General features: G+C 68.4%; 19 protein-coding genes and 1 tRNA gene. 13 read left to right on the forward strand and 7 right to left on the reverse strand.

Annotated features, from left to right (window positions below; genetic code table 11):
• The first annotated feature begins 130 nt into the window (after positions 1 to 130).
• From K3M35_RS17990 to K3M35_RS18010, 5 genes are read left to right on the forward strand one after another with little or no spacing between them, the layout of a single operon-like run.
• Positions 131 to 1,663 (forward strand): CoA-acylating methylmalonate-semialdehyde dehydrogenase, encoded by a 1,533-nt coding sequence (locus K3M35_RS17990; RefSeq protein ID WP_220666829.1) that lies wholly within the window; start codon positions 131 to 133, stop codon positions 1,661 to 1,663.
• Positions 1,664 to 1,674: 11 nt separating this feature from the next.
• On the forward strand, positions 1,675 to 2,829 hold the full coding sequence (locus K3M35_RS17995; RefSeq protein WP_064061220.1) for an acyl-CoA dehydrogenase family protein: 1,155 nt from the start codon (positions 1,675 to 1,677) through the stop codon (positions 2,827 to 2,829).
• Positions 2,826 to 3,890 (forward strand): enoyl-CoA hydratase/isomerase family protein, encoded by a 1,065-nt coding sequence (locus K3M35_RS18000; RefSeq protein WP_024103686.1) that lies wholly within the window; start codon positions 2,826 to 2,828, stop codon positions 3,888 to 3,890. Before K3M35_RS17995 ends, K3M35_RS18000 begins: the two co-directional genes overlap by 4 nt.
• Positions 3,887 to 4,795 (forward strand): 3-hydroxyisobutyrate dehydrogenase, encoded by a 909-nt coding sequence (gene mmsB, locus K3M35_RS18005; RefSeq protein WP_006552562.1) that lies wholly within the window; start codon positions 3,887 to 3,889, stop codon positions 4,793 to 4,795. Before K3M35_RS18000 ends, mmsB begins: the two co-directional genes overlap by 4 nt.
• A complete protein-coding gene (locus K3M35_RS18010) occupies positions 4,792 to 5,568 on the forward strand; it encodes an enoyl-CoA hydratase (protein ID WP_006552563.1) in 777 nt (258 codons plus the stop codon). Before mmsB ends, K3M35_RS18010 begins: the two co-directional genes overlap by 4 nt.
• A 76-nt stretch (positions 5,569 to 5,644) precedes the next feature.
• Here the strand turns inward: K3M35_RS18010 and K3M35_RS18015 are convergent, their stop codons facing one another.
• The 4 genes from K3M35_RS18015 to K3M35_RS18030 all read right to left on the reverse strand — a co-directional run bounded on the left by K3M35_RS18015 (position 5,645) and on the right by K3M35_RS18030 (position 9,360).
• Positions 5,645 to 6,172, reverse strand: coding sequence for a MarR family winged helix-turn-helix transcriptional regulator (locus tag K3M35_RS18015; RefSeq protein ID WP_006552564.1), 528 nt, complete (start codon positions 6,170 to 6,172; stop codon positions 5,645 to 5,647).
• Positions 6,173 to 6,244: 72 nt separating this feature from the next.
• Positions 6,245 to 7,393, reverse strand: coding sequence for a sulfotransferase (locus tag K3M35_RS18020; protein WP_220666830.1), 1,149 nt, complete (start codon positions 7,391 to 7,393; stop codon positions 6,245 to 6,247).
• Between the two features lie 12 nt (positions 7,394 to 7,405).
• Positions 7,406 to 8,197 carry an SDR family oxidoreductase gene (locus K3M35_RS18025; protein WP_006552566.1) on the reverse strand — a complete coding sequence of 264 codons (792 nt, stop codon included), beginning with the start codon at positions 8,195 to 8,197 and terminating at the stop codon, positions 7,406 to 7,408.
• Entirely contained in the window at positions 8,194 to 9,360 is a 1,167-nt protein-coding gene (locus tag K3M35_RS18030) for a hypothetical protein (RefSeq protein ID WP_220666831.1), read from the reverse strand. The genes K3M35_RS18025 and K3M35_RS18030 overlap by 4 nt, the downstream gene beginning before the upstream one ends.
• Positions 9,361 to 9,442: 82 nt before the next feature.
• Here K3M35_RS18030 and K3M35_RS18035 point away from each other — a divergent pair, with 82 nt between their 5' ends.
• The 6 genes from K3M35_RS18035 (at position 9,443) to K3M35_RS18060 (ending at position 15,801) form a co-directional block, all read left to right on the forward strand.
• Positions 9,443 to 10,384: an IclR family transcriptional regulator gene (locus K3M35_RS18035; protein WP_220666832.1), complete on the forward strand. Its 942-nt coding sequence runs from the start codon at positions 9,443 to 9,445 to the stop codon at positions 10,382 to 10,384.
• 115 nt (positions 10,385 to 10,499) lie between these two features.
• Positions 10,500 to 11,432: a sulfate adenylyltransferase subunit CysD gene (gene cysD / locus K3M35_RS18040; RefSeq protein WP_220666833.1), complete on the forward strand. Its 933-nt coding sequence runs from the start codon at positions 10,500 to 10,502 to the stop codon at positions 11,430 to 11,432.
• Positions 11,432 to 13,267: an adenylyl-sulfate kinase gene (gene cysC, locus K3M35_RS18045; RefSeq protein ID WP_094980665.1), complete on the forward strand. Its 1,836-nt coding sequence runs from the start codon at positions 11,432 to 11,434 to the stop codon at positions 13,265 to 13,267. Before cysD ends, cysC begins: the two co-directional genes overlap by 1 nt.
• A complete protein-coding gene (locus tag K3M35_RS18050) occupies positions 13,264 to 14,391 on the forward strand; it encodes a 3'(2'),5'-bisphosphate nucleotidase CysQ (RefSeq protein WP_094980664.1) in 1,128 nt (375 codons plus the stop codon). The genes cysC and K3M35_RS18050 overlap by 4 nt, the downstream gene beginning before the upstream one ends.
• 52 nt (positions 14,392 to 14,443) lie before the next feature.
• Positions 14,444 to 15,442, forward strand: coding sequence for an MBL fold metallo-hydrolase (locus K3M35_RS18055; RefSeq protein WP_024103693.1), 999 nt, complete (start codon positions 14,444 to 14,446; stop codon positions 15,440 to 15,442).
• Positions 15,439 to 15,801 (forward strand): nuclear transport factor 2 family protein, encoded by a 363-nt coding sequence (locus K3M35_RS18060; RefSeq protein WP_064061230.1) that lies wholly within the window; start codon positions 15,439 to 15,441, stop codon positions 15,799 to 15,801. The genes K3M35_RS18055 and K3M35_RS18060 overlap by 4 nt, the downstream gene beginning before the upstream one ends.
• 68 nt (positions 15,802 to 15,869) lie before the next feature.
• Here K3M35_RS18060 and K3M35_RS18065 read toward each other — a convergent pair.
• The 3 genes from K3M35_RS18065 to K3M35_RS18075 all read right to left on the reverse strand — a co-directional run bounded on the left by K3M35_RS18065 (position 15,870) and on the right by K3M35_RS18075 (position 17,603).
• Positions 15,870 to 15,945, reverse strand: a tRNA-Arg gene (locus K3M35_RS18065).
• A 120-nt stretch (positions 15,946 to 16,065) separates the two neighbouring features.
• The gene (locus K3M35_RS18070; RefSeq protein ID WP_006552575.1) at positions 16,066 to 16,779 is read right to left on the reverse strand and encodes a DUF305 domain-containing protein; all 714 of its coding nucleotides are present in this window, start codon (positions 16,777 to 16,779) and stop codon (positions 16,066 to 16,068) included.
• A gap of 2 nt (positions 16,780 to 16,781) precedes the next feature.
• Entirely contained in the window at positions 16,782 to 17,603 is an 822-nt protein-coding gene (locus tag K3M35_RS18075; RefSeq protein WP_138842516.1) for a DUF3105 domain-containing protein, read from the reverse strand.
• Positions 17,604 to 17,758: 155 nt separating this feature from the next.
• Here K3M35_RS18075 and argS point away from each other — a divergent pair, with 155 nt between their 5' ends.
• Both argS and lysA read left to right on the forward strand, forming a co-directional pair.
• Positions 17,759 to 19,411: an arginine--tRNA ligase gene (argS, locus tag K3M35_RS18080; RefSeq protein ID WP_006552577.1), complete on the forward strand. Its 1,653-nt coding sequence runs from the start codon at positions 17,759 to 17,761 to the stop codon at positions 19,409 to 19,411.
• A complete protein-coding gene (gene lysA, locus K3M35_RS18085; protein WP_024103697.1) occupies positions 19,408 to 20,829 on the forward strand; it encodes a diaminopimelate decarboxylase in 1,422 nt (473 codons plus the stop codon). The genes argS and lysA overlap by 4 nt, the downstream gene beginning before the upstream one ends.
• Positions 20,830 to 20,843 lie beyond the last annotated feature (14 nt).

The following is a 20,843-nucleotide window of genomic DNA, read 5'->3' on the forward strand; positions in this document are numbered from 1 at the left end:
CGGTCCGGTGTGACGGTAGACATACGTGGACTTCCAACTATAGGATGAGCGAAGACTTCGGGCCTGGGCCCGTTCGTGCCGAAATCGCACACCCCACGTCATCGCACACCAGTAAAGGACGGGATCGGACATGAGCGTTCGAGAATTGACCCACTTCGTCGGCGGGCAGCACGTCGCCGGCACCTCCGGCCGCTTCGCCGACGTCTTCGCCCCCAACACCGGAGAGGTCCAGGCCCGCGTGCCGCTCGCGGCCGACTCCGAGGTCGACGCCGTCATCGCCAACGCCGCCGAGGCGCAGAAGGTGTGGGCGTCCTGGAATCCGCAGAAGCGCGTGCGCGTCCTCATGAAGTTCGTGTACCTCGTGCAGGAGAACATGGACGAGCTCGCCCACCTGCTGTCGAGCGAGCACGGCAAGACCGTCCCCGACGCGAAGGGCGACATCCAGCGCGGCCTCGAGGTGATCGAGGTCGCGATCGGCGCCCCGCACCTCCTCAAGGGTGAGTACACCGAGTCCGCAGGCGGCGGAATCGACGTGTACTCGATGCGTCAGCCCCTCGGCGTCGTCGCCGGGATCACCCCGTTCAACTTCCCGGCCATGATCCCGCTGTGGAAGGCCGGCCCGGCGCTCGCCGCCGGAAACGCGTTCGTGCTCAAGCCTTCCGAGCGCGACCCCTCGGTGCCGCTCCGTCTGGCCGAGCTGTTCCTCGAGGCCGGCCTGCCCGCCGGTGTGTTCAACGTCGTCAACGGCGACAAGAGCGCCGTCGACTACCTGCTCGACGACCCGCGCATCAAGGCGATCGGCTTCGTCGGCTCGACTCCCATCGCGCAGTACATCTACGAGACGGCCGCGAAGAACGGCAAGCGCGCACAGTGCTTCGGTGGTGCGAAGAACCACGCGATCGTCATGCCCGACGCCGACCTCGACCAGGTCGCGGACGCACTCGTCGGCGCCGCCTACGGCTCGGCCGGTGAGCGCTGCATGGCGCTGTCCGTCGCCGTCCCCGTGGGCGAGGAGACCGCGGATCGTCTCGTCGCCAAGCTCACCGAGCGCATCGCCGAACTGCGTATCGGCACCAGCTTCGACGAGAAGGCCGACTTCGGTCCGCTCGTGACCGCCGCCGCCCGCGACCGCGTGCACGGCTACATCGCCCAGGGCGTCGAAGAAGGCGCCGAGCTGGTCGTCGACGGCCGCGACTTCGTCCTCGAGGGCCACGAGAACGGCTTCTTCTCGGGCGCCACCCTGTTCGACAAGGTCACCCCCGAGATGTCCATCTACAAGGAGGAGATCTTCGGTCCCGTGCTCACCGTGGTGCGTGCGCGCGACTACGAGGACGCCCTGCGCCTGCCCACCGAGCACGAGTACGGCAACGGCGTCGCGATCTTCACCCGCGACGGCGACACCGCCCGCGACTTCGCGGCCCGCGTCGAGGTCGGCATGGTCGGCATCAACGTCCCGATCCCCGTCCCGATCGCGTACTACACCTTCGGCGGCTGGAAGGCCTCCGGCTTCGGCGACCTCAACCAGCACGGCCCCGACGCCTTCCGCTTCTACACCAAGACCAAGACGGTCACGCAGCGCTGGCCGTCCGGTGTCAAGGAAGGCGGCATCGAGGGTGCGCACGTGGCCGACACCGACCACTTCGTCATCCCGACGATGAACTAGGCGGTCCATCGATGTTCGTTCTCACCGACGACGACCGGGCGATCCGCGACACCGCCCGGGACTTCGCCACCGAATATCTGGCCCCGAACGCGGTCGAATGGGACCAGAGCAAGCACTTCCCCGTGGACGTGCTGCGCAAGGCCGCCGAACTGGGCATGGGCGGGATCTACGTCCGCGAGGACGTGGGCGGATCGGGGCTGCGACGCCTCGACTCCGTCCGCATCTTCGAGGAGCTCGCGAAGGGTTGCCCGTCCATCGCCGCCTACATCTCCATCCACAACATGGTCACGTGGATGATCGACAAGTTCGGCAACGACGACCAGCGCAAGCAGTGGATCCCGAAGCTCTGCACGATGGAGCACCTCGCGAGCTACTGCCTCACCGAGCCGGGCGCCGGATCCGATGCGGCGGCCCTGAGCACCAAGGCCGTTCGTGACGGCGACGAGTACGTGCTCACCGGAGTCAAGCAGTTCATCTCCGGGGCCGGCACGTCCGACGTCTACGTGGTCATGGCCCGCACCGGCGATACCGGCGCCCGCGGTATTTCGGCGTTCATCGTCCCGAAGGACACCGCCGGGCTGTCCTTCGGCGCCAACGAGAAGAAGATGGGCTGGAACGCGCAGCCCACCCGCCAGGTCATCCTCGACGGCGCCCGCGTGCCCGCCGAGAACCTCCTCGGCACCGAGGGCGGCGGCTTCCGGATCGCCATGCACGGCCTCAACGGCGGCCGCATCAACATCGCCGCGTGCTCGGTGGGCGGCGGCCAGACCGCCCTCGACCGGGCGGTCGCCTACCTCGCCGAGCGCAAGGCATTCGGCGAGCGGCTGCTCGACTCGCAGGCGCTGCAGTTCCGCCTCGCCGACATGCGGATCGAACTCGAGGCCGCACGCACGATGCTGTGGCGTGCCGCCGACGCTCTCGACCGTGGCGCCGACGACGTCGTGGAGCTGTGCGCGATGGCCAAGCGCTTCGCCACCGACACCGGTTTCGAGGTCGCGAACGAGGCGCTGCAGTTGCACGGCGGCTACGGTTACCTTGCCGAGTACGGGATCGAGAAGATCGTCCGCGACCTGCGCGTGCATCAGATCCTGGAAGGAACCAACGAGATCATGCGGGTGGTCGTCGCGCGGAGCGTGGTGGCTGCAGCGCAGAACGGAGTGGCATGACCGGGCAGGAACCCGAGATCCTCATCGACGTGAAGGACGGCATCGGCCGTATCACGCTCAACCGGCCCAAGGCCATCAACGCCCTCAACCACGCCATGGTCCTCGAGATGTCGAAGGCCCTGAGCGCGTGGGAGAACGACGATTCGGTGCGTGCCGTGCTGGTGCGCGGTGCCGGTGAGCGCGGCCTGTGCGCCGGCGGCGACATCGTCTCGATCTACCACGACGCCAAGGACGGCGGCACGGGATCGCAGGACTTCTGGCGCGACGAGTACATCCTCAACGCCGCCATCGGTCGTTACCCGAAGCCGTACATCGCGATCATGGACGGCATCGTCATGGGCGGCGGCGTCGGGATCTCGGCGCACGGCAACGTCCGGATCGTCACCGAACGCTCGAGCATCGCGATGCCCGAGACCGGAATCGGATTCGTTCCCGACGTCGGCGGCACCTACCTGCTCTCGCGCACCCCCGGCGAGATCGGCACGCACATCGCGCTGACCACCGGACGGATGAAGGCCGGCGACGCCGTCACCCTGGGCTTCGCCGACCACTACCTGCCGTCCGATTCGCTCGACAAGTTCGTCGCCGCACTCGAATCCGGCCCGCTCGAGGACGCGCTCGCCGAATACTCGCAGCCCGCACCGGAATCGGCGCTGCTCGGGCAGCGCGAATGGATCGACGCGGCGTACTCCGCCGACACCGTCGAGGAGATCGTCGAACGCCTTCGGGCTTCCGATGTTCCGGAGGCACGGGAGACCGCCGGCCAGGTGCTCGCGAAATCGCCTGTCGCGCTGAAGGTGACCCTCCGCTCGCTGCGTCACGCCCGGCAGCTCGGCAGCCTCGAAGAGGTGCTGAACGAGGAGTTCCGGGTCTCGACCGCCTCGCTGAAGTCGCACGACCTCGTCGAGGGCATCCGCGCACAGGTCGTCGACAAGGACCGCAACCCGCAGTGGTCGCCGGCGACCCTCGCCGATGTCACCGAGGCCGACGTCGACGCCTACTTCCAGCCGCTCGGCGATCTCGAACTCGGGCTCGCCGCTCCCAAGGAGAACGACCGATGAGTGAACTTCCCACCGTCGCCTTCCTCGGCCTCGGACACATGGGTGGGCCGATGGCCGCGAACCTCGTCCGCGCCGGGTACACAGTCAACGGTTACGACCCGGTTCCCGCTGCGCAGGAAGAGGCCACGAAGAACGGCATCACCGTCGCCGAGACCGCGACCGACGCGGTGCGCGGCGCCCAGGTCGTGATCACCATGCTGCCCAACGGCAAGCTCGTCCTCGACCTGTACGACGAGATCCTGCCTGCGGCCGAGGCGAACACGTTGTTCGTCGACAGCTCGACCATCGACGTCGCCGATGCCCGCGCGGCGGCGGAGAAGGCACGCAAGGCCGGTCACCGTGCCGTCGACGCCCCGGTCTCCGGCGGTGTCGCCGGTGCCGCCGCAGGCACCCTCGCGTTCATGGTCGGCGGCGGCGAGGACGACTTCGCCACCGCGAAGCCCCTGCTCGAGGCCATGGGACGTAAGATCGTCCACTGCGGCGGGTCGGGCAACGGCCAGGCCGCGAAGATCTGCAACAACATGATCCTGGGCATCTCGATGATCGCCATCAGCGAGGCATTCGTCCTCGGTGAGAAGCTGGGCCTCGACAACCAGGCACTGTTCGACGTCGCGTCCAACGCGTCCGGTCAGTGCTGGGCGTTGACGAGCAACTGCCCGGTGCCGGGCCCCGTCCCGACCACCCCCGCGAACAACGACTACACGCCGGGCTTCGCGGCCGCGCTCATGGACAAGGATCTCGGACTGGCCGCGAACGCGGTGCGCGCCAACGGTGTCGAGGCCGAACTCGGACTGCGTGCAGCCGAGCTCTACCATCGTTTCAACACCGAGGGTGGTGGAGGACTCGACTTCTCCGCCATCATCACCGACATCCGAGACCGCTCGACCGTGAAGGACAGCCAGTGACCGATTTCGAGACCATCCTGCTCGACCGCAAAGGCCGCGTCGGCATCGTCACCCTCAATCGGCCGAAGGCGCTCAACGCCCTCAACAGCCAGTTGATGCGTGAGGTCGTCGCCGCCGTCGAGGAACTCGACGCGGACGACGAGATCGGTGCGATCCTGCTCACCGGCTCGGAGAAGGCGTTCGCCGCCGGCGCCGACATCAAGGAGATGGCTCCGAAGACCTTCGCCGAGGTCTACGCGGAAGACCTGTTCTCGCAGTGGGATCGGCTCTCGTCCGTCCGCAAGCCGATCGTCGCTGCGGTGTCGGGCTACGCGCTCGGTGGCGGTTGCGAGCTGGCGATGCTGTGCGACTTCATCATCGCGTCCGACACCGCCAAGTTCGGTCAGCCCGAGATCAAGCTCGGCGTCATCCCGGGCATCGGCGGATCGCAGCGTCTCACCCGCGCCGTGGGCAAGGCCAAGGCCATGGACATGTGTCTGACCGGCCGCAACATGGACGCCGAGGAGGCCGAGCGCGCCGGACTCGTCTCGCGCATCGTTCCCGCCGCCGAACTGTTCGACGTGGCGCTCGAGACGGCGACGACCATCGCGTCGATGTCGCTGCCGGTTGCGATCATGGCGAAGGAGGCCGTCAACCGGTCCTTCGAGACGACGCTGGCCGAGGGCGTGAAGTTCGAGCGCCGCGTGTTCCATTCGACGTTCGCCACCGCCGACCAGAAGGAAGGCATGGCGGCCTTCGTCGAGAAGCGCGCGCCGGAGTTCAAGCACGCCTGATCCGCACCACCCGTACACGACGAAGGGCCGCCCCGAACGGGGCGGCCCTCCTCGTTTCTCGGCAATCTCTCGCGCCTCACCACTTGGAAGGCGCACCGCCGGTGTCGAAGTCGCCGGCGTCGTGCCGCATCGTCGCGATGATGCGCAGCAGTGTGTCGATGTGCTCCTCCGGAATGCCGGGCCGGGCGAAGACCTCCGTGTTGAGCTTCTCCGTCGCCTGGATCGCCAATGCCCGTCCCTCGTCGGTGAGTTCGATGAGTGTGGCCCGCCGATCGCTCGGATGCGGGGTACGCCGGACCAGTCCGGCCTTCTCGAGCCGGTCGACGGCATTGGTGACGCTGGTGGGGTGCACCTGCAGGCGCGCGCTGGCCTTCGCCATCGGCAATGCTCCCGACCTGGTGAAATGCAGCAGCGTGAGCAGTTCGTAGCGGGCGAAGGTCAGGCCGAAGGGCTTGAGCACCTCCTCGACCCGCGCCATCATGATCTGCTGTGCCCGCATCACCGAGGTGACCGCGGCCATGCCGTCCGCGACTTCGCCCCAGCCGTGGGCGGTCCACTGGCGGTGGGCTTCGGCGATGGGGTCGAGGGGGAGTGGTGCGGGCATGCCTCCATCATCCCACGGACGAACGCGCAGGTAGCCAGGGCACACCGGTTTCCGGTGCCTTTCCTGCCGGGTTCAGCGGTACGCGTAGTCGCGGAAACGTTCGTCGACCTCGCCCACACTCAGCCCGAACTCCTCGAGCGTGTACCGGTGCGCGGGTTTCCTTGCCCCGCTGCGGCTTTCTTCGTGCAGGTCGGCCATCGCGCGTTCGGCCTCCGCGGTGAACGGCAGACCGAACCGGTCGTACAGGCCGCCGACGGTGCCGAGCGGATCGGCGACGAAATCCCGGTAGTCCACGTCGACGAAACGGGCGGGATCGTGCCGGCGGCGCACCTCGGTGAAATGATCGAAACCCCGTGCCCAGAGGTCGAGCTGGCTGCGCCCGATCGTCTCACCGGCGAACGCGTCGGACCATCCCTCTGTGGCCTGCGCCGCGAGGCTGCACACCGACGGGATCACGGTGCGCGGATCTCGATGGGTGACGACGACGAGCGCGTCCGGATACACCGTGAGCAGTTCGTCCAGTGCGAACAGATGACTGGGATTCTTGAGCACCCACCGCTTGTCGGCGTCCGGCAGTCCGATGAGCTGCAGATTCCTCCGGTGCCGGGCATAGGCCGCGGTCCAGTCCTGCTCCGCGAGCCACTGCGAATAGGTGGGCAGGTGGGCCAGGCACTCGTAGGAGATCGAGCGGAACGACTGGCGCAGCAACTGCCAGCATTCCTCGACCTCGGCGGCCGACATGTAGTGCACACCCATGAATTCGGGATGCTCGACGTGGTGCTGTGCGAATCCGGCCTCGATCCCGGCGAAGACGGGATTCTCCGCCCAGGTCTCGCGAGGAGGTCGCGGTTGCGGCATCTCGGTCAGCCACATCTCGAGCCCCTGATGGGCGGGATCCGCGGCGAGTAGGCGGTGCAGTGCCGTCGTGCCGGTACGGGGCAGGCCGGTGACGAAGATCGGCCGGGTGACCGGGACGTCCGCGTGCTCGGGATGGGCAGACCAGGCAGATTCCGACAGCAACCGCGCCACGAGGGCGCCGCGCAGGAAGACCCGTGACATCTTGCTGCCGAGCGGGGTGAGCTTCTCGTCCCGCGCATACGACTCGAGCAGGACCTCGAGCCCGTCACGGTAGTCGTCGTCGCCGAAATCGGTCAGGCCCGTCAGGCGGGTCGCGGAAGCGTGCAGATCCTCGACGGTGCCGACGGTGGTGCGTTCGCTCATGTGCTTTCCCGTTCAGTGGTGGTATTCGCCGCAGTTGACGTCGAGGCACTGGCCGGTGATCGCCGACGCCATCGGCGAGGCCAGGAAGATCACCGCATCCGCGATTTCCTCGGTTGTCGGGAGACGTTTCAGATCGGAGGTGGCGGCGGTGTGCTCGTAGATCTGTTCGACGGTGGTGCCGTACTTTCCCGCCTGGTGTTCGAAGTACCCCTGCAGGATCGGCCCCCAGATGTACCCCGGTGCAACGGAGTTCACCCGGATTCCCTGCGGTCCGAGTTCCGTCGCCAGGGACTGCGACATCGCCAGCAACGCCGACTTCGCGAGTTTGTAACTGCCGTAACGTTCCTGGGAGTGCCGCAGCACCATCGAATTGATGTTGACCACCGCGCCGACCGACTCGGCGAGGGCGGGGGTGAACAACTGCGTGAGCCGCAGCGCGCCGAGGACGGTGAGCTCCACGCTGTCCCGGATCTGCTGGAAGTCAGTGCGCGCCAACAGTTTCATCGACGGAACGGAGAACGCGTTGTTGACGAGCACGTCGACACCACCGAACTCCGAGACCGCAGACTCGACAAGGGCGGCGGCGGACTCGTCGTCGGTGATGTCGGTGGGCACGACCAGGGCCCGGCGGCCCGTGCTCTCGACTTCCGCTGCAACCTTCTCGAGCCGCTCCCGGGTCCGGGCGGCGAGCACCACGTCGGCGCCTTGTTCGGCGCACCGCAGCGCGAGGGTGCGCCCCAGTCCCGGGCCGACACCGGAGATCACGACGACGCGGTCGCGGAGCAGTCCCGCTGCCGCGCTCATGCGAGCATCCGATCGGCGACGCCCCGCTGACGGTCCGCGATGCGCTGCGCCCAGGCCTCGGGAGTGATGCGGTTCGAATCGTGGAAGGGCAAGACCTCGGAGAGCCCGTCGAACGGCACCACCTCGGCGGTCGGGCCGTCGGCTGCGGTGAGTTCGCGATCGAGGCGCTGCCAGCGGAACTGCAGGATCCCGCGGCTGCGGCCGAGGGTCTCGACCCAATTGGTCAGCCCCGGATCGCGGGCCGAGACCACGATCCGGACCATCCCGTCGGGATCGACCTGCGCCTGACTGTTGTTCAGGGAGGTCTGGTGGTGGATGTAGTCCAGGGAGATGTACCAGAGGCTGCCGATCTGGAAGCCCAGATAGGGCGCGTCGCTCGCCGGGAGGGTCAGGACCATCGCCTCGTCGTCGCCGAGTTCGTAGTGCCCGACGGATGAGTACTGCGTGTCGAGACCACCTGGGGTGCGGCGCGGCTCGGTGACCGTGTTCACCGGCAGCTTCAGGTAGAACCACTCGGGGAACTGCAGCCAGGTCTTCACCCGCGAGACCAGTGCGCGACCGGCGCGTTCGTAACGGGTGACCGCGTCCTGGTGGGTGGGTTCGGGTGCCGGGGTGCCGAGACTGTCGAGCCGGTGGATGCTCAGCATGCCGCGGCGCTGCGTCCAGTCGCTGTAGACCTCGCGGACCACGAGCTGCGACGAGCCGGGCACGAGCGGGAAGTAGTTACGTTCCGGGTCTCGTGGGCCGGGTCCGAACCGCACCTGGAAGGTGCCGTCGTCGGCGATGGTCAACGCGCGGTCGTCGAAGGCCGTGACGTTGCCGGGCACCTCGGCGTCGGTGTAGTTGCCGGCCAGCACCTGGAAACTGAGATCGCAGGTCGTGCCGCGGCGCCCGGCGACGACGTACTCGGCGTCGTCGCGGATCGATGCGCCCCAGTACAGGGTGTCGGGATTGTCGAGGCCCATCTTCGCGTAGGGGCCGGTGCCGGTGACGAAGACCGGATGGGATCGGCTGTACGCGAAGGTGGCGTGGACGCACGCCGAGATCCCGCCCGCCAGATATCCGTATCCCTCGACGAGGTCCTGTTCGGTGCGGATGTGCGGGGCTGTGGCGACGAGCTTCTCGGCCTCGGCTATCGCCGCGGTGAGCGGATCGGTGAGCACTACGATCTCCTGTGGTCCAAATATGTACCGTTGCGGTAGTCTTCCGTTGCGCCGAGAGTAGAACGTGTTCCAGGGAGGGTCAATGGCTCGTCGCGAGACCGAGACACTCGGGAAGCCGACCGCCGGGGCGGGAGCCGCCCGCCGGTCGCCGCCCACGGAACGCGTCGTGCAGGTCCTCGACCACCTCGTCGCGCGACCCGACGTCCGGTTCGGACTGTCGGAACTGGCGCGCGAACTCGATCTGAGCAAGCCCACCTGCTTGGGCATCCTCACCGTGCTCGCCGACGCGGGTTATCTGATCCGCGACCCCGTCGACAAGACCTACGGTCTCGGGCCGGCACTGATCGTCGCGGGACGCGCAGCCCAGCGCGGCTTCGCGTCCGGGCCGGTCGCCCACCGGCATCTCGCCGCCCTCTCCGAGGAGTTCGCCGTGATGTGCTCTGCGTCGGCGGTCGTCGGCGACCGGATCGCGGTGCTCGACGTCATCGGTGGCCACGGCACGGCCGCGGCGGCACGCGTGGGGGAGGTGTACCCCTTCGCGCCCCCGGTGGGGCTGATGTACGTGCTGTGGGACACCGACGAGCGCATCGAACAGTGGCTGCGGCGAGAGCCGACCCTGCCCGTGACCGTCGACCGCGACGAGCTGTGGCGGATCGTCACCGAATGTCGCCGGACAGGTTATCTGGCGGAGTCCCTCACTCCCGGCGGCCGTCGCCTGTACGCGCTCATGGCGGGAGTGGTCTCGCACGACCTCGCGCCCGAGATGAGGGAGATGCTGGCGGAACTCGTGGCCAGCCCCGGCGAGCGCGTGCTGCTGCCCGACGCCTTCGCCGAGGGGGAGAAGCGGGCGGTCAACCTCGTGGCCGCCCCGGCCTACGATCCCGACGGCCACCAGTCGCTCGTGCTCACGCTGCACCTCGAGCGGGAGGTGGACGCCGCCGGGATCGAACGGTACGGCGCGGCGCTCGTGGCGGTCGCGGATGCGATCACCGCAGATCTCGGCGGACACCGGCCACTGCGCTGACGGAGGGCTGCGGAGACCACCCGTTGACCTGGAATTGAAACTCGTTCTACTGTTGCGGAGTAATCTTCGACCGCATCGGTACACATGTGTACCGAGCCGGGTGAGAGGGGCGCGAGTGACCACGGTGCCACCGCAACGACCACCGACCTACGAACTTTCGCTGCTCGGTGCGCTCGAAGCCGAGTCCGTGCACATCTTCCGCGAGGTCGCCGCGACCTTCTCCCGTCCCGTCCTGCTGTTCTCGGGTGGTAAGGACTCCGCGGTGATGCTCCACCTCGCGGCCAAGGCGTTCTGGCCGGCGCCGCTGCCGTTCCCCGTCCTGCACATCGACACCGGGCACAACTTCGACGAGGTGATCGACTTCCGCGACCGCACCGTCGAGCGCCTGGGGATCCGGTCGATCGTCGCCTCGGTGCAGGACGACATCGATGCCGGGCGTGCCGTCGAGGACGACGGACCGCACGCGACCCGCAACCGGCTCCAGACCGGAACCCTCCTGCGCGCGTTGCGGGAAGAGGGATTCGACGCCGTCTTCGGGGGTGCTCGTCGCGACGAGGAGAAGGCCCGCGCGAAGGAACGCATCTTCAGCCTGCGCGACGAGTTCGGGCAGTGGGACCCGAAGGCGCAGCGACCCGAACTGTGGCAGCTGTACAACGGCCGGCACCGCCGCGGCGAACACATGCGGGTCTTCCCGCTGTCCAACTGGACCGAACTCGACATCTGGCGCTACATCCGCGACGAGGGCGTCGACCTGCCGTCCCTGTACTACGCCCACCGGCGACCGGTGATCGAGCGCGACGGAATGCTGCTCGCGCACAACCGTTTTCTTACCCTCCTCCCCGGGGAGACTCCGCGCGAGAGTCTCGTCCGGTTCCGCACCGTCGGTGACGCGACGTGCACCGGCTGCGTCGAATCCGCCGCCACCACCGCGGACGAGGTGGTCACCGAGGTCTCCGCCAGCAGGGTCACCGAACGCGGCGCCACGCGGGCGGACGACCGGATCTCCGACGCCGGAATGGAAGACCGCAAGAGGGAAGGCTATTTCTGATGTTCTACCTGCTGCGCATCGCCACCGCCGGCAGCGTCGACGACGGCAAGTCCACGCTCATCGGACGATTGCTGTTCGACTCGAAGGCCGTCTTCGAGGACCAACTCGAGGCGGTGACCCGCACGAGCCTCGACCGCGGCGCCGACCGCGCCGATCTCGCGCTGCTCACCGACGGCCTGCGCGCCGAACGCGAACAGGGCATCACGATCGACGTCGCCTATCGCTATTTCGCCACGGCGCACAGAACATTCGTCATCGCCGACACTCCCGGTCACGAGCAGTACACGCGCAACATGGTCACCGGGGCGTCCACCGCAGACCTGGCACTCGTCCTCGTCGACGCCCGCAACGGCATCGTCGAGCAGACCCGCCGGCACGCCTTTCTCGCGTCGCTGCTCGGGGTGCGGCACGTGGTGCTGTGCATCAACAAGATGGACCTGGTGGACTGGTCGCAGAGCCGGTTCGACGAGATCTGCGACGAGTTCCGGAACCTCGCGGCGAAGCTCGACATGCCCGACCTCGCCTTCGTTCCCGTCTCCGCCCTGCACGGCGACAACGTCGTCTCCCGCACCGCGAACATGCCGTGGTACGAGGGGACTTCGCTGCTGCACCATCTCGAACAGGTCCACATCGCGTCGGACACCAACCTCATCGATGCCCGACTGCCCGTGCAGTACGTCATCCGGCCGGGCGAGGGTGAACACCGCGACTTCCGCGGCTACGCCGGGACGGTCGCCGCCGGCGGATTCGCGCCCGGCGATGAGGTGGTCGTTCTCCCTTCCGGTTTCGGAACGCGGGTGCGAACGTTGTGGGGGCCGGGCGGGACGGAACTCGAGCACGCCTTCGCCGGTGCGGCGGTGTGCGTCGAACTCGAGGACGACCTCGACGTCGGACGCGGCGACATGCTGTGCCGCCCCAACAATCGTCCGCTCGTCGGCCACGAGATCGACGCCATGGTATGCTGGTTCGACGAACGCTCCGCCCTCGATCCGGACGCCCGCTACGCCCTGCTGCACACCACGCGCTCGACCATCGCGCGGGTCGCGCGGCTGGACTACCGCCTCGACGTCAACAGCCTGCACCGCGACGAGGCCGCGACGACGCTCGGTCTCAACGAGATCGGCCGCGTGCAATTGTGGACGCAACAGCCGCTGCTGTTCGACCCCTACCGGCGCAACCGCACTACCGGAAGCTTCGTGCTCGTCGACGAACGCACCGGCAACACCGTCGCGGCCGGAACGATCACCGGCCCGACACTCGCCGACACGGCGGTGGTCTGGCACTCGGCGGCGGTCTCACGGCCCGAACGGGGGAGGGCCGGGGCGACGGTATGGCTCACCGGGCTGTCCGCCTCCGGCAAGTCCACCCTCGCCGTCGAACTCGAACGACGACTGCTCGCCGAGGGCATCCCCGCCTACCGCCTCGACGGCGACAACCTCCGGCACGGCCTCAACGCCGACCTCGGCTTCGGTCCGGAGGACCGCGCGGAGAACGTCCGCCGCGTCGGTGCGGTCGCACAGCTGATGGCCGACGCCGGACTCGTCGCGATCTGCGCGCTCATCAGTCCCTACCGTCAGGACCGCGACCGCATCCGCCGGCAGCACGAGGAGTCCGGGATCCGGTTCGTCGAGGTCTTCGTCGATACGCCGCTCGCCGACTGCGAGGCCCGCGACCCGAAGGGCATGTACGCGCGGGCACGTGCCGGTGAGATCACCGGTTTCACCGGCGTCGATGATCCCTACGAACCACCGTCCGATCCCGAGCTGGTCGTGCGCCCCCACGACGGCACGCCTGCCGTGCAGGCGGGCCTCGTCGTGGAATTGTTGAGGCCATGACGCACGACAACAGCGACGACGCTCGGCTCGCGGCCGAGACGGCTTCCGGCGCAGGTGAACTGCTGCTCACGGTCCGCGCCATCGAATCGGATGCCCTTACCGGGCGCGAGCTGGGCCGGCGCGGCGACCACGCCGCCAACACCTACATCCTCGAACGGCTGGCGACCGCGCGGCCCGGCGACGCGGTGCTCTCGGAGGAATCCGCGGACGATCCGGCCCGGGTCGGCGCCGACCGCGTCTGGATCATCGACCCGCTCGACGGGTCGAAGGAGTACGGGATGCCCGACCATGTCGACTGGGCGGTCCACATCGCGCTCTGGGAGGCAGGACGAGGGCTCACCGCCGCCGCGGTCGCGCAACCGGCGATCGGCGTCGTCCACAGCACCGCAGATCCGGTCCCGGCGCCGCGGCCGGCCCGCCGTCGCCCCCGCATCGTCATCAGCGGGAGCAGGCCGCCCGCCTTCGTCTTCGATCTGGCCCGCGATCTCGGTGCCGATCTGATCCGGATGGGGTCGGCCGGTGCCAAGGCCATGGCGGTGGTCCGCGGGGAGGCCGACGCCTACATCCACGCCGGAGGTCAGTGGGAGTGGGATTCGGCGGCGCCGGTCGCGGTCGCGCGCGCTGCGGGTCTGCACTGCGCGCGGATCGACGGCAGCGAACTCGAATACAACCGGCCGCACCCGTATCTGCCCGACCTCGTGATCTGCCGCGCGGACTGGGCACCGGAGGTGATGGCCGCGCTGGCCGCGCACGCCACCGGGCCGACCGACAGCCCCCGCGCCGCGATGGCACGCGCATACATCCGATCCCTGGTCAGCCACGACGCGTCCCACGTCCGGCTCGCCGAGGACGCCTGGCGGGTCGAGAACGGGGAACGCACCGGCGACAGCGGCATCGAGATCCGCGACCGCCTCGAGAACGGCCCGGAATACCGGCCCATCCGCCGCGTCCGCGACCTGCAGTTCCGCGAATGGCACCACAGTGTCGTCGCGCGGTTCGTCCTGGACATCGCAGCAGGTCCGGGCGCCGAGACGTCGGTCGCGGTGACCGAGCACTTCGACATCCCGGCGGGGGAGATCCGATCGATCGTGGCGATCATCGAGCCCGCGCAGGGTAATAGTTGAATTCATTGTTGTAGCTTTCGAGCGAAAGTCACCATGATCGAGAGGCATCACCATGGCCGAAGCGCGTGATATCGGGGACGGCATCCACGTCGTTCCCGTCCCGGTGGCGGACCTGCCGGTCGGCGACACCCAGGTCTACGTGATGGAATCCCCGCGTGGCGTCGTTCTCGTCGACGTCGGCTGGAACGACGACCGGTCGTGGGCGGCGCTGCAGGACGGCCTGGCCACCGCGGGCCTGTCGGTCACCGACGTCGAGGGCGTGGTGGTCACCCACTTCCATCCCGACCACGTCGGGCTCACCGGACGCATCCGGGAGGCCTCCGGGTGCTGGGTCGCGATGAACGAGGCCGACTTCGCCCACCTCGAGGTCATGCTCTCCGACGACGATCGCCGTCCCCAGGAAGCCGAACTGCTGCGCCGCGCAGGGGCACCCGAGGACGCGATCGAGGAGTCGCTGGCCACCCTCGTACCGGCGGTCGGCCGTCCCGACGCGCTGCCCGACCGCAAACTCGGTGCCGACGAGACGATCCCGCTGACGGGACGATCCCTGCGCACCGTGCTGACCCCCGGCCACACCGCCGGCCACGCGTGTTTCCTGCTCGAGGAACACGGCGTGCTGTTCAGCGGCGACCACGTCCTCGCGACCACGACCCCGCACGTCGGCGAGTTCGATTTCCCTCTGCCGCAACGCGACGCGCTGGGGGAGTACCTCGACTCGCTGCGCGCGGTCGCCGGCCTGCCCGTGCGACGCGCACTGCCCGCGCACCGGCAGCAGATCGACGACCTGCCGCACCGCGTCGGCGAATTGATCGCCCATCACGACCAGCGCCTCGACGATCTCTACGACGCGTTCGGCGACGAGGAACTCACGCTGTGGGAGGCCACCGCCCGCATGCGCTGGTACCGGCCGTGGGACGAGACTCCCTTGCACGGCAAGCGGATGGCGCTCGCAGAGGGCTCGGCGCACGTCCGGCAGCTCATCGAGCGGGGACGGGTCCGTCGCGTGCCCGGTACGGAACCCGCCCGCTTCGCGCGCGTGCAGACCCGATGAGCCCCGACGAGCTGGTCACCGAGTTCTGCCGTCGCTGGGCCGATCCCGATCCTGCCGAGCTCGCGGCCTTCTTCGCCGAGGATGCGGTCTTCCACAACATCCCGATGGAACCGATCCGCGGCCGCGCGGCGATCGAGAAGTACATCGTGGGCTTCGTGACGTCCTTCGGGGCCATCGACTACCGCATCCACCACCAGGCGGTCTCCGGCAACGTCGTGCTCAACGAACGCACCGATGTGTTCACGATGAACGGCCGGACGATCGAGCTGCCCGTCACAGGCGTCTTCGAGATCGTCCACGGTAGGATCGCGGCCTGCCGCGACTACTTCGATCCCACACCCTTCACCACCGGAAACTGACCGGCCTCTGGGACACCGAAGGCCCTGGAACACCTGAAGGCCCCGCTTCATGAGAAGCGGAGCCTTCGTGGTGCCCTCGGCAGGATTCGAACCTGCGACTTCTTGCTCCGGAGGCAAGCGCTCTATCCCCTGAGCTACGAGGGCATCCGGACCACCGGATGACCGGAGGTGCGGGAGTTAGCCTAGCGCATCGAACGCTCAACTCCACATCGCCAGGTCAGAGCCGGTTTTCGGCCCGAAGTTGCGGTTCGCCCGCGCGAAGACTCAGTTGAGGGGCAGCGGTTCGGCGCCGCGCTCGGCGAGCAGCGACCTCATCAGATCCGACTCACCCTGCTGCGTCGCGACCATCGTGCCCGCCAGATTGCGCACTGCCGAGGTGCTCGCGTACTGCTCGCCGTACTCCATCATCGGCAGACCACCCTCGTGGTGGCGCAGCATCAGCTGAAGGAAGAGCACGTCCAGTTCGGGACCGCGAGCGGCCCGGAGATTCGCGAGATCCTCGGAGGTCGCCATCCCCGGCATCAGGTGCGAGCCGTCCGAATCCTCGGACTCGGCGGTCGCACCGTGATCACCGTGTCCGTGACCCGTCTCCGTCTCGGTCATCCACTCCATGTACTCGCCCGTCGGCAGCGCCGGCTGTCCCCACAGTGACAACCAGCCCTGCATCTGACCGATCTGGTTCTGCTGGGTGGTGAGGATGTCGTACGCGATGTTGCGGATCCGATCGTCCTCCGAGTTGGAGACCACCACGGCGGCCATCTCGACGCCCTGGTCGTGGTGCACGATCATGTCCTGCGCGAATCCGACGTCCACCGAGCCGGCCTCCGGCGCCGCCTGCGCGGAGTCCTCGAAGGGGATCCGGGACAGGAACCCCGCGAGGAAACCGACGGTGACCGCAGCGACGGTGAGCAGCACCAGCAGCAGCCGGTTGTGCCCACCGCGCTCGGGGGTGGAGATGTCCGAGGAGGTCTCGCTCATCGTCAGCTCCCGGCCGGTGCCTGCTGCATGTCGCCCGCGGTCTCCGCGTTCATCGGCACCGCGTCGGGGCCGGGCTCGGAGGCGTCGAAGGCCGGCGGGTTCGCCGGATCGAACGAACCGGGGATCGTCGAGCAGCTCGCACCCACCTCGGGGTAGGTGTACTGGTTCAGGCGCAGCGCGCTGATGAACTGGTCGATGCGCTCGTCGTCGACGCTGTCGACCTCGAGCCGGTGACCCCACGACTGCAGTGAGACGGGAGCCTCGAGTCCCGGATACGGTGACATCACCATGTAGGTGCGGCCGTCGACCTTCGCGCGGAGCGTGTCGACCGCGGCGTCGTCGAGCAGATCGGGGTTGTATGCCACCCACACGGCGCCGTGCTCGAGCGAATGCACCATGTTCTCGTTCCGCACAGGCTGCTCGTAGACCGTTCCGGTGCAGGTCGCCCAGACGGAGTCGTGAGGGCCACCGAACGGCGGCGACTGGTCGTACGCGACGCGCTGGCCCGGCGCGACGTGCACACCGGCCGGGTACTCCATCTTCAGCACGCCCTCGATGTCGTCCGACGGGTCCTGGTTGGACTCCGACGGCGTCCACGCCGACATCTCCTGCTGGTTCTGATACTTCGGGATGAGGCTCACAGCGATCACGGCGACCAGCACGACGACCAGGGCCACGCCGCCGATCGTCAACCACGGGATCTGGCGCTGCGCGGAGACCCCGGGAGCGCCGCCGCTCTTCTTCTTGGCGGCCTGAATGGCCTTCGACGACTTGGCTCCGGTCTTCTTGTTACCGGAGCCGCCACTAACCGAACCGCTGGGCATCGCTGTGTGCTCTTTCGACGGGTGGACAGGCGGACGCGCGCCCATCGGGCGCACAAACACCCACAACTCTACGGGCGTGCTCTCGCGCGGTGCCCGGACCTGCCGGTAGGGGGAGCGTCGGCGCCGCGATCGACCAGCCAATAGGATGGACACCTGTGACTCCCTCCGACCTTGCTCAGCTGCTCCGCGGAACCGCCGCCGGTGTCCTCACCGACCGTGGTCTCGACGCGTCCGTTCTTCCCGAGACTCTCACCGTCGAGCGCCCGCGCAATCCGGAGCACGGCGACTACGCGACCAACGTCGCGATGCAGGTTGCGAAGAAGGTCGGCGTCAATCCCCGCGAACTCGCCACCTGGCTCGCCGAAGCCTTGACCGCCGCCGACGGCATCGACTCCGCCGAGGTCGCGGGCCCCGGCTTCCTCAACATCCGGCTCGCCGCCGACGCCCAGGGAGCGATCGTGGCGAAGGTGCTCGCCGAGGGCGCCGCCTACGGCACCGGCAGCGACCTCGCGAACACGAGGATCAACCTCGAGTTCGTCTCCGCCAACCCCACCGGCCCGATCCACCTCGGTGGCACCCGCTGGGCCGCGGTCGGCGACGCGCTCGGACGCATCCTCACCGCCCAGGGTGGCGAGGTCACCCGCGAGTACTACTTCAACGACCACGGCGCGCAGATCGACCGCTTCACCCGGTCGCTCATCGCCTCCGCACTCGGACAGCCCGCCCCCGAGGACGGCTACGCCGGCGCGTACATCGTCGACATCGCCTCCTCCGTGCTCGAGCAGCGCCCCGACGCCCTCGAGCTCCCCGAGGACGAGCGGCACGAGACGTTCCGCTCGATCGGCGTGGACCTGATGTTCGCGCACATCAAGCGCACCCTCCACGAGTTCGGCGTCGACTTCGACGTGTACTTCCACGAGAACTCCCTCTTCGAGAGCGGAGCCGTCGAGAAGGCCGTCGAGACCCTGAAGGCGTCGGGCAATCTGTACTTCGACGACGGCGCGTGGTGGCTCAAGAGCACCGATTACGGCGACGACAAGGACCGTGTCGTCATCAAGTCCGACGGCAACGCCGCCTACATCGCCGGCGACATCGCCTACTTCCAGGACAAGCGCTCGCGCGGCTTCGACCTGTGCATCTACATGCTCGGTGCCGACCACCACGGCTACATCGCGCGTCTGAAGGCCGCCGCGGCGGCGTTCGGCGACGACCCCGACACCGTCGAGGTGATGATCGGCCAGATGGTCAACCTCGTCCGTGGCGGCGAGGCCGTGAGGATGAGCAAGCGGGCCGGCACCGTGATCACCCTCGACGACCTCGTCGAGGCGATCGGCGTCGACGCCGCCCGCTACTCGCTCGTGCGTTCCTCGGTGGACCAGAGCATCGACATCGACCTCGAGCTGTGGGCGAGCACCACGAACGAGAACCCGGTCTACTACGTCCAGTACGCCCACGCACGACTGTCGTCGATCGCGCGCAACGCCGCCGATCTCGGCCTGACCGCCGAGGGCGCCGACTTCTCGCTACTCACCCACGAGCGCGAGGGCGACCTCATCCGCACCCTCGGCGAGTACCCCCGGGTGCTGGCAAAGGCGGCCGAACTGCGCGAACCGCACCGCGTCGCCCGCTATCTCGAGGAACTCGCGGGCACCTACCACCGCTTCTACGACGCCTGCCGGATCCTGCCGCAGGGCGACGAGGAGGCCGGACCGCTGCACACCGCGCGACTCGCGTTGTGCGCGGCCGCACGCCAGGTCCTCGCCAACGGCCTCGGCCTGCTCGGCGTCACCGCCCCGGAGCGGATGTGAACGCGCACCCCGCGGGACCGCGTCACGCCCAGATCCCGCACGCCCCCAACCTGCCCGAGCGCCCGGCCGACACCGCGGCGCTCAACGCGCTGGCCCCGCACGTGTGGCCCCGCAATGCCGCGCGCGGCGAGGACGGCGTCATGCGCATCGCCGGTATCCCGGTGACCGAGCTCGCCGAGAAGTACGGCACCCCGCTGTTCGTCGTCGACGAAGACGACTTCCGCTCCCGCTGCCGGGAGATCGCCGAGGCCTTCGGCCCGTCGGCGAAGGTGCACTACGCGTCGAAGGCGTTCCTGTGCAGCGAGATCGCACGGTGGGTTCATCAGGAAGGGCTCTCGCTCGACGTCGCGTCCGGCGGTGAGCTCGCCGTGGCCCTGCACGCCGGATTCCCCGCCGGGAAGATCGCGATGCACGGCAACAACAAGTCCGTCCGCGAACTGCAGGCCGCCGTGACCGCCGGGGTCGGGCACATCGTGCTCGACTCGCTCGCCGAAATCGACCGGCTCGACGCGGTCGCCGGTGAGGCCGGTGTCGTCCAGGACGTGCTCATCCGCGTGACCGTGGGCGTCGAGGCCCACACCCACGAGTTCATCTCCACCGCGCACGAGGACCAGAAGTTCGGGCTCTCGCTCGCCGGTGGCAACGCCATGCAGGCCGTGCGCCGCGTCTTCGCGGCCGACAATCTCCGCCTCGTCGGCCTGCACAGCCACATCGGCTCGCAGATCTTCGATGTCGACGGCTTCGAACTGGCCGCCCACCGCGTCATCGGCCTGCTGCGCGACATCGTCGCCGAGTTCGGTGTCGACAAGACCTCGCAGATGAACATCGTCGATCTCGGCGGTGGTCTGGGCATCTCGTACGTGCCGAGCGACGACCCGCCGCCGGTCGCCGACCTCGCGGCGAAACTGGGCGACATCGTCCGCACCGAGTCCGCGCTCGCCGGGCTGCCGGCCCCGACCCTCGCGGTCGAACCGGGCCGCGCCATCGCCGGACCGGGCACAGTGACGCTCTACGAGGTGGGAACCCTCAAGGACGTCGAGGTCGGTTCCGGGCACGTCCGCCGCTACATCAGCGTCGACGGCGGCATGAGCGACAACATCCGCACATCGCTGTACCAGGCGGAGTACGAGTCGCGCCTCGTCTCCCGCGTGAGCGACGCCGAGCCGGTGGTCTCGCGCGTCGTCGGCAAGCACTGCGAGAGCGGCGACATCGTCATCCGCGACGCTTGGATGCCCGCAGACGTCGCAGCCGGTGATTTACTGGCGGTCGCGGCGACGGGTGCATACTGCTACTCGATGTCGAGCAGGTACAACCTGCTTCCTCGCCCCGCCGTCGTGGCGGTCAAGGACGGCGTCTCGCGCGTTCTGCTGCGCCGCGAGACCCTCGAAGATCTGCTCAACTTGGAGGTTTCGGAGTGACCAGTGTAACGGCG

The sequence above is a fragment of the Rhodococcus sp. DMU2021 genome, assembly GCF_019641445.1.
GTDB lineage: Bacteria > Actinomycetota > Actinomycetes > Mycobacteriales > Mycobacteriaceae > Rhodococcus > Rhodococcus pyridinivorans.